At 60.6% G+C, this 14,077-nt stretch carries 11 protein-coding genes and 2 tRNA genes; 7 read left to right on the top strand and 6 right to left on the bottom strand.

Translation table 11 applies throughout. The features are described 5' to 3' along the window. Positions 1-12: 12 nt before the first annotated feature. Positions 13-1,179, top strand: coding sequence for an FtsH protease activity modulator HflK (gene hflK / locus AB4N48_RS21790; protein WP_024011368.1), 1,167 nt, complete (start codon positions 13-15; stop codon positions 1,177-1,179). After that, positions 1,179-2,048 (top strand): protease modulator HflC, encoded by an 870-nt coding sequence (gene hflC / locus AB4N48_RS21785; RefSeq protein ID WP_016771945.1) that lies wholly within the window; start codon positions 1,179-1,181, stop codon positions 2,046-2,048. The genes hflK and hflC overlap by 1 nt, the downstream gene beginning before the upstream one ends. A gap of 17 nt (positions 2,049-2,065) precedes the next feature. Here hflC and AB4N48_RS21780 read toward each other — a convergent pair whose 3' ends face one another. Beyond that, positions 2,066-2,272 carry a hypothetical protein gene (locus AB4N48_RS21780; protein ID WP_143497950.1) on the bottom strand — a complete coding sequence of 69 codons (207 nt, stop codon included), beginning with the start codon at positions 2,270-2,272 and terminating at the stop codon, positions 2,066-2,068. Between the two features lie 88 nt (positions 2,273-2,360). Between AB4N48_RS21780 and AB4N48_RS21775 the strand changes: the two genes are divergently transcribed. The 3 genes from AB4N48_RS21775 (at position 2,361) to AB4N48_RS21765 (ending at position 6,966) form a co-directional block, all read left to right on the top strand. Then, positions 2,361-3,548 (top strand): ATP phosphoribosyltransferase regulatory subunit, encoded by a 1,188-nt coding sequence (locus AB4N48_RS21775; protein ID WP_076565405.1) that lies wholly within the window; start codon positions 2,361-2,363, stop codon positions 3,546-3,548. 54 nt (positions 3,549-3,602) lie between these two features. Beyond that, positions 3,603-4,892 carry an adenylosuccinate synthase gene (locus tag AB4N48_RS21770; protein ID WP_016771943.1) on the top strand — a complete coding sequence of 430 codons (1,290 nt, stop codon included), beginning with the start codon at positions 3,603-3,605 and terminating at the stop codon, positions 4,890-4,892. Positions 4,893-5,031: 139 nt separating this feature from the next. Then, positions 5,032-6,966 (top strand): methyl-accepting chemotaxis protein, encoded by a 1,935-nt coding sequence (locus tag AB4N48_RS21765; protein ID WP_217851188.1) that lies wholly within the window; start codon positions 5,032-5,034, stop codon positions 6,964-6,966. Between the two features lie 90 nt (positions 6,967-7,056). Here AB4N48_RS21765 and AB4N48_RS21760 read toward each other — a convergent pair whose 3' ends face one another. The 4 genes from AB4N48_RS21760 to AB4N48_RS21745 form a co-directional block, all read right to left on the bottom strand. Further along, complete coding sequence (locus tag AB4N48_RS21760) at positions 7,057-8,622, bottom strand: ABC transporter permease (protein WP_460094305.1); 1,566 nt, start codon at positions 8,620-8,622, stop codon at positions 7,057-7,059. Continuing rightward, the gene (locus tag AB4N48_RS21755; RefSeq protein WP_460094304.1) at positions 8,622-9,632 is read right to left on the bottom strand and encodes an extracellular solute-binding protein; all 1,011 of its coding nucleotides are present in this window, start codon (positions 9,630-9,632) and stop codon (positions 8,622-8,624) included. The genes AB4N48_RS21760 and AB4N48_RS21755 overlap by 1 nt, the downstream gene beginning before the upstream one ends. A gap of 185 nt (positions 9,633-9,817) precedes the next feature. After that, a tRNA-Leu gene (locus AB4N48_RS21750) sits at positions 9,818-9,904 on the bottom strand. Positions 9,905-10,084: 180 nt separating this feature from the next. Then, a tRNA-Leu gene (locus tag AB4N48_RS21745) sits at positions 10,085-10,171 on the bottom strand. Between the two features lie 225 nt (positions 10,172-10,396). Between AB4N48_RS21745 and rnr the strand changes: the two genes are divergently transcribed. After that, positions 10,397-13,027, top strand: coding sequence for a ribonuclease R (gene rnr, locus AB4N48_RS21740; protein ID WP_024011371.1), 2,631 nt, complete (start codon positions 10,397-10,399; stop codon positions 13,025-13,027). Then, entirely contained in the window at positions 13,024-13,791 is a 768-nt protein-coding gene (gene rlmB / locus AB4N48_RS21735; protein WP_095180954.1) for a 23S rRNA (guanosine(2251)-2'-O)-methyltransferase RlmB, read from the top strand. Before rnr ends, rlmB begins: the two co-directional genes overlap by 4 nt. On the opposite strand, the gene AB4N48_RS21730 is transcribed toward rlmB, so the two are convergent. Continuing rightward, complete coding sequence (locus AB4N48_RS21730) at positions 13,772-14,032, bottom strand: hypothetical protein (protein ID WP_315435147.1); 261 nt, start codon at positions 14,030-14,032, stop codon at positions 13,772-13,774. The two genes, rlmB and AB4N48_RS21730, sit on opposite strands and share 20 nt — an antisense overlap. Positions 14,033-14,077: the final 45 nt, after the last annotated feature.

Raw genomic sequence — 14,077 nt, 5'->3', positions numbered from 1 at the left:
ATGGAGAGCGCTATGGCTTGGAATGAGCCGGGTGGCAACTCGAATAATCAGGATCCCTGGGGTGGCAAGCGCCGCAATAACGGCGACCGCAAGGGACCACCGGATCTCGACGAGGCCTTCCGAAAGCTGCAGGAAAGCCTGAACGGGTTGTTCGGTGGTGGTAAGAAACGCGGTGATGACGGCGGCGGGTCGGGGCGCAGCAGTGGCGGCTTCGGCGGTCTGCTCGGCATCGGCCTGGTCGTGTTGGCGGCTGTCTGGCTGTACAGCGCGGTCTACGTGGTGGACGAGCAGGAGCAAGCCGTGGTGCTGCGCTTCGGCAAGTACTACGAGACTGTCGGCCCGGGCCTGAACATCTACTTCCCGCCGATCGACAAGAAGTACATGGAGAACGTGACGCGTGAGCGTGCGTACACCAAGCAGGGCCAGATGCTGACTGAAGACGAGAACATCGTCGAAGTGCCGCTGACCGTGCAGTACAAGATCAGCAACCTGCAGGACTTCGTGCTGAACGTCGATCAGCCGGAAATCAGTCTGCAGCACGCGACCGAAAGTGCACTGCGTCACGTGGTCGGTTCCACCGCCATGGACCAGGTGCTGACCGAAGGTCGTGAATTGATGGCCAGCGAAATCAAGGAGCGTCTGCAACGTTTCCTCGATACCTATCGCACCGGTATCACCGTGACTCAGGTCAACGTACAGAGCGCAGCGGCACCGCGTGAAGTGCAGGAAGCCTTCGATGACGTGATCCGCGCCCGTGAAGACGAGCAGCGTTCGCGCAACCAGGCTGAAACCTATGCCAACGGTGTGGTGCCGGAAGCCCGTGGTCAGGCCCAGCGCATCATCGAAGATGCCAACGGTTATCGCGACGAGACCATCTCGCGCGCCAAGGGTGAGGCCGATCGCTTCACCAAGCTGGTCGCCGAGTATCGCAAGGCACCTGAAGTCACCCGCGAACGTCTGTACCTGGACACCATGCAGGAAGTCTTCAGCAACACCAGCAAGGTACTCGTGACCGGCAACAAGAACGGCCAGAGCAATCTGCTTTACCTGCCGTTGGACAAAATGATCCAGAACAGCTCGGGCAACGCACCGGTGACCGGTTCGGCCGCCAGCAACAACACGGACGTCACGCCGCATGTCACTGACGTGCCGCAGACGCGTACAAGGGAGACCCGCTGATGAGCAATAAATCGCTGATCGCCCTGATCGTTGGCGTCGTTGTGGTACTGGTGGGCTGGAATTGCTTCTACATCGTCGCTCAGACCGAGCGCGCGGTGCTGCTGCAATTCGGTCGTGTGGTTCAGGCGGATGTCCAGCCAGGTCTGCATGTGAAAGTGCCTTACGTCAACCAGGTGCGCAAATTCGATGCGCGTCTGCTGACGCTGGATGCGCCGACGCAGCGCTTCCTGACCCTGGAAAAGAAAGCCGTGATGGTCGATGCCTACGCCAAGTGGCGGGTGAAAGATGCCGAGCGCTTCTACACCGCGACTTCGGGTCTGAAGCAGATCGCCGACGAACGTCTGTCCCGTCGTCTGGAGTCCGGTCTGCGTGACCAGTTCGGCAAGCGCACCCTGCACGAAGTGGTGTCGGGTGAGCGTGATGCGCTGATGGCTGACATCACTGCATCGCTGAACAAGATGGCGGAAAAAGAGCTGGGTATCGAAGTGGTTGATGTCCGGGTCAAGGCCATTGATCTGCCGAAGGAAGTGAACCGCAGTGTGTTCGAGCGTATGAGCACCGAGCGTGAGCGTGAAGCTCGCGAGCACCGCGCCAAGGGTAACGAGCTGGCCGAAGGCATCCGTGCCGACGCCGATCGTCAACGCCGCGTGCTGCTGGCCGAAGCCTATCGTGAATCCGAAGAGGTTCGCGGTGACGGTGACGCCCAGGCAGCTGCGATCTACTCCAAGGCCTACGGTCAGGATCAGGAGTTCTACGGTTTCTACCGTAGCCTGCGTGCCTACCGTGAAAGCTTCGCGAACAAATCCGACGTCCTGGTCCTCGACCCAAGCAGCGACTTCTTCCGTTACCTGGAAAAAGCCAAACCTTGATACGACGTTGACCTGAATCATTCCGCCCGGCGGCTAAAACCTCGGGCGGGGTGATCCTTTCGGAAAACGTGTGTATGATGCGGCAGCCGGGAAATTCCCGGCTTTTTTGCGTCTGCACGTTTGATTGCTGTTTTTGTTGCAGGCATCGGGTTTGAATAGCCCGAGCGTTTTTCGAGGAAAGTGATGGGCGAAGCCGCCAGCCGGCCTTTCGCTGCGTCGTTCATGCGCGTGCGTTTTGAACGCTCCGGTCATTTTCTGCTTCACTCAAGGCTCGCCTAGTGCTGGCCGCCCGGATCAAAGGGGAATGGCGTAATGGCAACGGTAGACCGCTGGCTGCTGCCAGATGGCATCGAAGAAGTACTGCCACCGGAGGCGGCGCGCATTGAAGTCGCGCGTCGTCAGGTGTTGGATCTGTTCCAGAGCTGGGGTTACGAGTTCGTCGTGACTCCCCATATCGAGTACCTGGAATCCCTGCTGACCGGCGCGGGCCAGGACCTGGATCTGCGTACCTTCAAGGTCATCGACCCGCAATCGGGCCGGCAGATGGGTTTCCGCGCCGACATCACGCCGCAAGTGGCGCGCATCGATGCGCACACCCTGCGCCGCGAAGGCCCGAGCCGTCTGTGCTACGCAGGCAGTGTCCTGCATGCCCAGCCGCGTGCATTGTCGTCCTCGCGCAGCCCGATCCAGCTGGGCGCCGAGCTGTACGGCGACGCCAGCCCGAGCAGCGACGTCGAAGTGATCAGCCTGATGCTGGCCATGCTGCAACTGGCCGATGTGCCGGACGTGCACATGGACCTCGGCCATGTCGGCATCTACCGTGGTCTGGCTCGCGCCGCCGGTCTGTCCGGTGAAGTCGAGCAGCAGTTGTTCGATGCCCTGCAGCGCAAGGCCATCGATGAAGTGATTATCCTGACCGAAGGTCTCCCGGCCGATCTGTCGGGGATGCTGCGTGCCTTGGTTGATCTGTGCGGCGGCCGTGAAGTGTTGAGCGCTGCCCGCGAGCGTCTGGCCAATGCGCCGGCGCCGGTGCTGGCGGCGCTGGAAGACCTGCTGGCGATCGCCGAGCGTCTTTCCGTGCGCTTCCCGCAGCTGCCGCTGTATTTCGACCTCGGCGAGTTGCGCGGCTACCACTACCACACCGGTGTGGTGTTCGCGGTGTTCGTGCCGGGCGTTGGCCAGTCCATCGCTCAGGGCGGTCGTTACGATGACATCGGCGCTGACTTCGGCCGCGCCCGTCCGGCGACCGGTTTCTCTACCGATTTGAAAACCCTGGTGACCCTGGGGCGTGCTGAGATCGAGCTACCGTCTGGCGGTATCTGGATGCCTGACAGTACGGATGCGGCACTCTGGCAGCAGGTTTGCCAGTTGCGCAGTGAGGGTCAGCGTGTCGTTCAGGCCTTGCCTGGACAACCTTTGGCCGCCGCCCGTGATGCGGACTGCGACCGGCAATTGATTCAGCAGAACGGGCTTTGGCAAGTATCGCCACTGGCTTCTTGAGTTTTCCTGCCGGCCATCGCCGGCACCAAGTTTGCGCGAATGAGGACAAGTGTTATGGGTAAGAATGTCGTAGTCCTGGGCACCCAGTGGGGTGATGAGGGCAAAGGCAAGATCGTTGATCTGCTGACCGAACATGCTGCCGCCGTAGTGCGCTACCAGGGTGGCCACAACGCGGGTCACACGCTGGTGATCGACGGCGAGAAAACCGTCTTGCACCTGATTCCGTCGGGCGTGCTGCGCGAAGGCGTGCAATGCCTGATCGGCAACGGCGTGGTGGTTGCACCTGACGCCCTGCTGCGCGAGATCACCAAGCTGGAAGAGAAAGGCGTACCGGTGCGCGAGCGCTTGCGTATCAGCCCGTCCTGCCCGCTGATCCTGTCCTTCCACGTCGCGCTGGACCAGGCCCGTGAAAAGGCCCGTGGCGAGCTGAAGATCGGTACTACCGGTCGCGGCATCGGCCCGGCGTACGAAGATAAAGTTGCCCGTCGTGGCCTGCGTGTCGGCGACTTGCTGAACATGCCACGCTTCGAAGACAAGCTGCGTGAACTGGTGGATTACCACAACTTCATGCTGGTCGGTTACTACAAAGAGCCAGCCATCGAATTCGAAAAGACCCTGGCCGAGTGCAAGGAATACGCTGAGCTGCTCAAGCCGCTGATGCTCGACGTGACTGCCGAGCTGCACGACCTGCGTCGTGCCGGCAAGGACATCATGTTCGAAGGCGCGCAAGGTTCGTTGCTCGACATCGACCACGGCACCTACCCGTACGTGACCAGCTCCAACACCACTGCGGGTGGCGTGGCGACCGGTTCGGGCGTTGGTCCGATGTTCCTCGACTACATCCTGGGCATCACCAAGGCTTACACCACTCGCGTCGGTTCCGGTCCGTTCCCGACCGAGCTGTTTGACGAAGTCGGTGCGCACCTGGCCAAGCAGGGTCACGAGTTCGGCGCTACCACCGGCCGTGCCCGTCGCTGCGGCTGGTTTGACGCCGTCATCCTGCGTCGCGCTATCGATGTGAACAGCATCTCGGGCATCTGCCTGACCAAGCTGGACGTACTCGACGGTCTGGAAACCATCAACATCTGCGTCGGCTACAAAGACGCGCAAGGCAATGCTGTTGCCCCGACCGATGCTGACAGCTACGTAGGCCTGCAGCCTGTGTACGAAGAAGTGCCAGGCTGGAGCGAATCGACCGTGGGTGCAAAAACCCTGGAAGAGCTGCCGGCCAATGCTCGTGCCTACATCAAACGCGTTGAAGAGTTGATCGGCGCGCCGATCGACATTATTTCGACGGGCCCGGACCGCAACGAAACCATCGTTCTGCGTCATCCGTTTGCTTGATAAGTCGTTGATGTAAAAAACAAAGGCCCCTTAATCGGGGCCTTTGTCGTTTATGCCTGTTGGACGGCATGACCTTTGCTGTGAATCTGTCTACAAGAGTGCCATCAAATTAATGGCGTCAGAAGTAGAGGGATTTAAAGTGTCAGCCGTTCTCTCACTGTTACAAAGCCGTTTGTTGCGGCCGGTGTTCGTTACCCTTGGTATCGCCCTTTTGGTGCAGGTGTTGGTGGCGGTTGCCCTGACGCGGAGCACGGTGACCGCGCTGGAAGCCGATCTGGCCGTGCGCCTGGGTGCCGACAGCCAGAAGCTCTCCGGTGAGCTGGAGCAGGCCGGGCGTGAAGTCACTTCAAGTCTTGATGCGTTATCGGCCAGCACTCGTCAGCGCCTGACGGTCGGCCTGTCCGCGCGTCTGAAAGAAGAGCAGGCGCAGCTGCGAGCGACGCTGGAAAAGGACCTGAAGGATTCGGCCAACGACATGGCGCAGTTGCTTGCATCCGTAGCGCCGCGTGCCATGTGGGACAGCGACGTGCCGACGCTCTCGGAGTTCGCTCGTCGCGCCCAGCGCAATCCCAACGTGTTGTTCGTGGTGTATGACGACGCCACCGGCCAGCATCTGACCCGTTATCTCAATCGTGAAAACCCGATCAACAAGGCCTTGCTGGAAAAAGGTCAGGGTGAGCGTGCGCTGGATAAAGTGCTGGATGCGGCGAAGAACGATCCCTCAGTCTATTACCTCGAAGCCTCGATCAATCCCAATGGCGTGGAGATCGGCAAAGTGCTGATGGGCGTTTCCACAGCCTCGGTGGAAACCGATCTGGCCGAGCTCGACAAGCGCTTCCTGGCGCTGATTGCCAGCAGCGATCAACTGGTCGGCGACAGCCTTAAAGGCGCGGCGGCGGACAGCGCCAAAGCGATGCAGGCGCGTCTGCAATCGGCGCAGGGCACCGCTGGCGAAATGAAAGCCAACACCGCACAAACCGTTCAAGACGCTGCCGCGACACTGCGCTGGCGTATCGGCCTTGGCCTGGCACTGGTCGGTTGCGGCGTGCTGCTGTTGCTGGCCGTGGTGCTCGGTCATCGCGTGGTCAATCGCCTGAAAATGCTCAATGCGGCAATGGACGATCTGGCAGCAGGCGAGGGCGACCTCACCAAGCGTGTGCAGATCAACAGCAAGGATGAAATCGGCGACATGGCCTCAGCGGTCAATCGCTTCGTGGATAAATTGCAGCCGATCGTGCGCGAGGCGGGCGACGTCGCTCAGCGCACTGGCGTGGAAATCGGCGCGATGACTTTGCGCAACGCTGGCGCCGATGCCGCTGCCGGAATGCAGCGCGATGAAGTGGCGGAAAGCCTGCGCGCGCTGTCGCAAATGGCAGACGAGGCGCAGTCGGAAAGTCAGGCGATGCAGGCGGCGCTCAAGCAGGTTGTCGATATTCGTCAGGCCACCGATGAGAACACCCGGACTTCGGCGAAAGTTGGCAGCCTGATCGAAGCACTGGCCGGGCAGGTCGATACCGGGGCGAAGGTCATCGAGCGGCTGGCGCAGCAGAGCGAGCAGATTGAGGTGGTGCTGACGGTGATTCACGGCATCGCCGAACAGACCAACCTGCTGGCGTTGAACGCAGCGATCGAGGCGGCGCGGGCCGGTGAAACCGGGCGTGGGTTTGCCGTGGTGGCGGATGAAGTGCGGGCACTGGCGAGCAAAACGCAGAGCTCGACGGGCGATATTCAAGCGCACATCGTCGCTCTGCAGCAGGGCGCACGTGAGGCAGTCGAGGCGATTGGCCAGGCCGGACGGCAGGCCAGCGAAGGTTTGCTGGTCTTGCGCGACAGTGCGCGCTTGCAGCAATCGGTGCAGGCTTCGGTCGAGCAGGTGCATGCGGCGATCGGTCTGGCGACGCAAGCAGCAGCACATCAGGCGCAGGGTGCACAGGCTGTGCGTGGGCGCGTCGAAACGATTCACGCCCAAGCCGAGAAAGCGGCGCAGGCAGTGGTGGAAACCACCGCCAGTGGCAAGGTGCTGGATGGTCTGGCGGCGCAGTTGAAGGCTAGCCTGGGGCAGTTTCGCGCTTGATGTTATCCGGGCTGGCCTCTTCGCGAGCAGGCTCGCTCCCACAGGGAAACTCAATCCATTGTGGGAGCGAGCCTGCTCGCGAAAACGGTATCAGCGGCTCAGATACATACGTGTCGTCAGCAGATAAACCGGCAGCCCCGAGACCACAATCAACAACGCCGCATAAGGCGCCGCCGCCGCAAACTCGACATTCGCCGTATGCGCCCAGACTTCGGTCGCCAATGTATTGAGTCCGGTTGGGCTGAGCAGCAACGTTGCCGTCAATTCCTTCATCGCATCAAGAAATACCAGCGCAAACGCCGCGCCCAGTGCCGGGAAAATGATCGGTAATGTCACCCGGCAAAACGCCGTGAACGACGATGCGCCCAAGGTCCGCGCGGCTTCTTCCAGCTGCGGTGCAGCCTTGTTCAGTGCCGTACGAATCGGCGCCTGCGCCAATGGCAGAAACAGCAGCGCATAGGCGATCAGCAGCAAGCCCGACGTCTGATACAGCACCGGCACGTAATGCAGGGCGAAATACACCAGCGTCAACGCAATCACCAGGCCCGGCAGCGCGTGCAGCAGATAAGGCAGGCGTTCGGCCCAGATTGCCAATTGGCCTTTATAGCGCACCACCAGCAGCCCGACCGGCACTGCCAGCGCCAGGCACAACGCCGCGCCGCCCAACGACAATGCCAGCGATGACAGCAGCGCCTCAGTGATCGCTGCTACCGGGAACGCCGCCGACGAACCGACCGCCAGCCAGTAGGCCAACATGCCCAGCGGAACGCCGCTGCCGATAATCGCCAGCAACAGGCAATACAACTGACCTGCCGCAGCCCATGGCCCAAGCTTTACTTGCTCAGCCTGTCGCGCTGCACCTTGGCCAGTGCGCACATGCCGGCCCTTGCCGCGCACCCGCAGTTCCAGCCACAACAGCAGCAGGCACAGCGCCAGCAACACCGCCGAAAGCATCGCTGCGTTGGCGTTACTGAATTCCAGTTCGAATTGCTGGTAGATCGCCGTGGTGAAGGTCTGCAAACCGATGATCGACAGCGCGCCGAATTCCACCAGCATGTGCAGGGCAATCAGCAGCGAGCCGGCCAGCAGCGATGGCCACAACAGCGGCAGGGTGACGCGGAAAAACACGCCCCAGCGATTCTGTCCCAGCGTGCGGGCGGATTCTTCGAGGGAGGGATCGAGATTGCGCAGGGTCGCCGCAACTGGCAGGAAGATCAGCGGATACTTCGACAGGCTCATCACCAGAATCGCTCCGCCGAGGCCTTCGAACTGTGCACTCAGCGACACCCAGGTGAAGCTGCTGACAAACGCCGGCACCGCAAACGGCAGGCACAGGATCACGCCCCACAGGCGTCGACCCGGCAGATTGCTGCGTTCCAGTAGCCATGCCAGCGACAGGCCGATCACGGCGCAGGTGATCGTCACGCCGACCATCAGCGCCAAGGTGTTGAGCAACAGGCCGAACACGTACGGGCGCCACAGCAAATGCAGCGCCTCGGCCCAGCCGGCTTGCCAGGCTTTCACCCCGACGTAGGCCAGTGGCAGCAGGCTTAGTACCACCAGTAGCAATACCGGCAGTACCAGCCATATCGACGGCCGTTTGCGTCTTGGTACGTAACCCCCGCGCGCGGCGGGGGCCGATAACGATGCTGCCATCAGTTCAGGCCAACTTCGCGTTCCAGTTCCAGGGCTTCTTCTGCGTTGCCAAGATCCGCCGGGGTGACGTTCGGCGCTTCCAGTTCGCTGAACGGCTTGAGGCCGCGATCCGATTCCATGCCTTTGTGCAGCGGGTATTCGGCGGTGGTCTGAGTGATCACGCGCTGACCTTCTTCGCTGGCCATGAAGGCGAGGAATTGCTGGGCTTCTTTTGGATGTTTGCTGGATTTCAGCACGGCAGCACTGGACACGGTGATCAAGCCGCCAGCGTCGCCGCCGGTGAAGTAATGCAATTTGGAATCGAGCTTGCCTTTCTCGCGTTGCAGGGCGAACCAGTAGTAGTTGTTCACCAGTACGGTGGCGACTTCACCGTTTTCCACCGCTTTGAGCGCGACCATGTTGTTGCTGTAGGTCTTGCCGAATGCGCGCAGGCCGGTCAGCCATTCTTCGGCGGCGTCACGACCGTGCAGCTTGATGATCGCTACGGCCTGCTCCTGGAAGGCGCCGCTGGTCGGAACGAAGCCGACCTTGCCCTGCCACTGCGGCTCGGAAAATTCCATCACCGATTTCGGCAGGTCTTTTTCATCGATCAGTTTCGGATTGAACGCGACCACGCGTACGCGGGCGGTAACGCCGATCCATGTGCCGTTGGCGGCGACGTATTTTTCCGGCAGAACTGCCAGCGTGGCGTCATCGGCCTTGGCCAGCAGACCCTGTTCGCCGAGGTTATTCAGCGGCGGCGACTCTTCGGTGTAGATCACATCGGCGGGGGAGCGGTCGCCTTCTTCGATGATCTGGCTGGCGAGCTGGTTGCTGCTGCCTTTGCGCACGTTGACGTGGATGCCGGTCTTGGCTTCGAAAGCCTTGGCAATCGCGTCGCCGACTTCCTCGTGCTGGCCGTTGTAGAGAGTCAGGGAAACCGCATCGGCAGCCTGGGTGAGGGGAGTGGCGAGTGCCAGGCCGAGGAGGGTGAAGGTCAGGCCTCGGCGCAGGGTATTTCGAAACGTCATTCGCAGGGTTCCTCACTGTCGCATTGCAAAAACTTGCAACAATGATAAACGATATTGTTTCTCAAGTGCGCCTTGTGGGGCGACTGGCGATCCTGTAGGGATGGCGAAATTCAGGAAGCCAGAAACGCAAAAACCCGCTTTCGCGGGTTTTTGTGAAATCCAAGGCCTGAACCTTGAATTTGAATTGGTGCCCAGAAGAAGACTCGAACTTCCACGACCGTAAGGTCACCAGCACCTGAAGCTGGCGTGTCTACCAATTTCACCATCTGGGCAATCATCGCAAGCGTTGCCGCTGTTGATGTGGCGCACTATACGGAGGCCTTTTTGATCTGTAAACCCCTGATTTGGTTTTAATAAATCAGTGTGAACAAAAGCTTTCCCGCAAATGCAAAAAACCCGCTTTCGCGGGTTTTGTGTGAGTCTTGAAACTGATCTAGTCTCCAACTCGAAATTGGTGCCCAGGAGAAGACTCGAACTTCCACGACCGTAAGGTCACCAGCACCTGAAGCTGGCGTGTCTACCAATTTCACCACCTGGGCATCATCGAAAGCGCTTGTGCGTCGTCGATGGCGCGCACTATACGGAGCGCCTTTTTAACTGTAAACCCCTACTGCAGAAAAAACTGAATTTTTTTACCAGCGGCGTTCAAAACCCTATCAGAGCGTCGATACAGGGCCATGCAAAGCCTTATAGAAGCGGAAATTTCCCGTTTCCCGGCGCCTATGCCAAACTAACCCGCATATAGACAAGGTGAAAACTCTCTAATGGCCGATTGGCAGTCCCTCGATCCCGAGGCCGCTCGTGAAGCGGAAAAATACGAAAACCCTATTCCCAGCCGCGAACTGATCCTGGCGCACCTCGCCGATCGGGGTTCGCCTGCTGCCCGCGAGCAACTGGTCGAAGAGTTTGGTCTGACCACCGAAGACCAGATCGAGGCCCTGCGCCGCCGCTTGCGCGCCATGGAGCGCGACGCTCAACTGATCTACACCCGCCGTGGCACTTACGCGCCGGTGGACAAGCTCGACCTGATCCTCGGCCGCATCAGCGGTCACCGTGACGGTTTCGGCTTCCTGGTGCCGGACGACGGCAGCGACGATCTGTTCATGAGCCCGGCGCAAATGCGTCTGGTGTTCGACGGTGACCGCGCGCTGGCCAGGGTTTCCGGGCTCGACCGTCGTGGTCGCCGTGAAGGCGTGATCGTCGAAGTAGTTTCCCGCGCTCACGAAACCATCGTCGGCCGCTACTTCGAAGAAGGCGGCATCGGTTTTGTCGTTGCCGACAATCCGAAGATTCAGCAGGAAGTGCTGGTCACCCCGGGCCGCAACGCCAATGCGCAGATCGGTCAATTCGTCGAGGTGAAAATCACCCACTGGCCAACGCCGCGTTTCCAGCCGCAAGGCGATGTGGTCGAAGTGGTCGGCAACTACATGGCGCCGGGCATGGAAATCGATGTTGCCCTGCGCACCTACGATATCCCGCACGTCTGGCCTGAAGCGGTTGTGAAAGAAGCCGCCAAGCTCAAGCCGGAAGTTGAAGAAAAAGACAAAGAGAAGCGCATCGACCTGCGTCATCTGCCGTTCGTCACCATCGACGGCGAAGATGCCCGCGACTTCGACGATGCGGTCTACTGCGAAGCCAAACCGGGCAAGCTGCGTCTGTTCTCCGGTGGCTGGAAGTTGTACGTGGCGATTGCCGACGTTTCCAGTTACGTGAAGATCGGTTCGGCGCTGGACAACGAAGCTCAGGTTCGCGGCAACTCGGTGTACTTCCCCGAGCGCGTGATTCCGATGCTGCCGGAGCAACTGTCCAACGGCCTGTGCTCGCTGAACCCGCAAGTCGATCGTCTGGCCATGGTTTGCGAGATGACCATCTCCAAGTCCGGCGAAATGACCGACTACTGCTTCTATGAGGCGGTGATCCATTCCCACGCCCGTCTGACCTACAACAAGGTCAGCGCGATGCTGGAAACGCCGAAGGCTACCGAAGCGCGCAAACTGCGCGGCGAGTACACCGACGTCGTCCCGCACCTCAAGCAGCTCTACGCCTTGTACAAGGTATTGCTGGCCGCCCGTCATGTGCGTGGCGCGATCGATTTCGAAACCCAGGAAACCCGGATCATTTTCGGTTCCGAGCGCAAGATTGCCGAAATCCGTCCGACCGTGCGCAACGATGCGCACAAGCTGATCGAGGAGTGCATGCTGGCCGCCAACGTGGCCACTGCCGAATTCCTCAAGAAGCACGAAATCCCTGCGCTGTATCGCGTTCACGCCGGTCCGCCGCCAGAGCGTCTGGAAAAGCTGCGCGCGTTCCTTGGTGAGCTCGGCCTGTCCCTGCACAAGGGCAAGGACGGTCCGTCGCCGAAGGATTATCAGGCTTTGCTCGCGAGCATCAAGGATCGTCCGGATTTCCACCTGATCCAGACTGTGATGCTGCGTTCGTTGAGTCAGGCGGTGTACAGCGCTGAAAACGACGGCCACTTCGGCCTGAATTACGAAGCCTATACCCACTTCACTTCGCCGATCCGTCGTTACCCGGACCTGCTCACGCACCGCGCGATCCGCAGTGTGATCCATTCGAAACAGGACACCCCGCACGTTCGTCGTGCCGGTGCGATGACCATTCCGAAAGCGCGCATCTATCCGTACGACGAAGCGGCGCTGGAGCAGCTTGGCGAGCAGTGCTCGATGAGCGAGCGTCGTGCCGACGAAGCGACCCGTGACGTGGTGAACTGGCTCAAGTGCGAGTTCATGAAGGATCGCGTCGGCGAATCGTTCCCGGGCGTAATCACCGCTGTTACCGGTTTTGGTCTGTTCGTCGAGCTGACCGATATCTACGTCGAAGGCCTGGTGCATGTCACCGCGCTGCCGGGCGATTACTACCACTTCGATCCTGTGCATCACCGCTTGGCGGGCGAGCGCACCGGTCGCAGTTTCCGTCTTGGCGACACCGTTGAAGTACGCGTCATGCGCGTCGACCTTGATGAGCGCAAGATTGACTTCGAGATGGCCGAGAAAACCATCAGCGCGCCGATCGGTCGCAAGAAACGTGGCGCCGAAACCGCTGCGCCTGCTGCCAAGGCTGCGGAAGAAAAGGCTCCAGCGAAAACCGCCAGCCGTCGTCCGGCCAAGGAAAAGGTTGCCGAAGCCTATCGTCCGAGCGATGCCGTGGCGAAAAACGCCGAGCTGCGCAAAAGCCGTGAATTGAAGAAGGCCTTGCTGGCCGATGCGAAAAACGGTGGTAAAGCGGCGTCCGGGGGAAAGACCGGACGGTCGGCGCCTGACAGGGCGACCGACGGCAAGCCAGCCAAACCGAGCAAACACCGTAAGGGCCCGCCAAAAGCGGGTTCCGCTCCAGCCAAAAGTGGCGGGGCGCGTAAACCGAAGGCGAAGTCATGAGTCAGTTGGAAAAAATCTACGGCGTTCACGCGGTAGAAGCGTTGCTGCGTCACCACCCCAAGCGCGTCAAGCAGATCTGGCTGGCGGAAAGCCGCAACGATCCGCGCGTGCAGACGCTGGTCGAGCTGGCCAATGAAAACCGTGTTCAGGTCGGCCAGGCCGAGCGTCGCGAAATGGACGCCTGGGTTGAAGGCGTGCATCAGGGTGTTGTCGCTGAAGTCAGCCCGAGTCAGGTCTGGGGCGAGGCGATGCTCGACGAGTTGCTCGATCGCACCGAAGGCGCGCCGCTGTTACTGGTGCTCGACGGCGTGACCGATCCGCACAACCTCGGCGCCTGCCTGCGTTCGGCCGATGCGGCCGGTGCGCTGGCGGTGATCGTGCCGAAAGACAAGTCGGCCACGCTGACCCCGGTGGTGCGTAAAGTCGCCTGCGGCGCGGCGGAAGTGATCCCGCTGGTGGCCGTGACCAACCTGGCGCGCACGTTGGAAAAACTTCAGCAGCGCGGTTTGTGGGTAGTCGGCACCGCTGGTGAAGCCGAGGTCAGCATTTATGACCAGGACCTGACCGGCCCGACCATTCTGATCATGGGCGCCGAAGGCAAAGGGATGCGTCGCCTGACCCGCGAGCACTGCGACTATCTGGTGAACCTGCCGATGGCCGGCAGCGTCAGCAGCCTCAACGTCTCGGTCGCCACCGGCGTGTGCCTGTTCGAAGCCCAGCGCCAGCGCGGTGCGAAGGCCAAGGCTACTGCGAAGAAGTCCTGACCTGCTGCAAATCCCCTGTAGGAGCTGTCGAGTGAAACGAGGCTGCGATCTTTTGATCTTGCTTTGAAAAAATCAAAGTCAAAAGATCGCTGCCTTCGGCAGCTCCTACACGGGTCGCCCGGTGGTTGTTCAAATATTCACCAATTGCCTTGCGCGCCCGCAGTCCCTTCTCTACAATTGCGCCCCTTGCTGTGACGGCAGGCACGCATGTGCCCCGCGCCAGCAAGTCCATAAGTGTCATTCACTCCTTGTCTGACCGTTTTTGAGCGGCAGGCTACAACCCGTA

Source organism: Pseudomonas sp. S2_C11, assembly GCF_054668395.1.
This window is presented reverse-complemented; position numbering and strand designations above follow the sequence as displayed.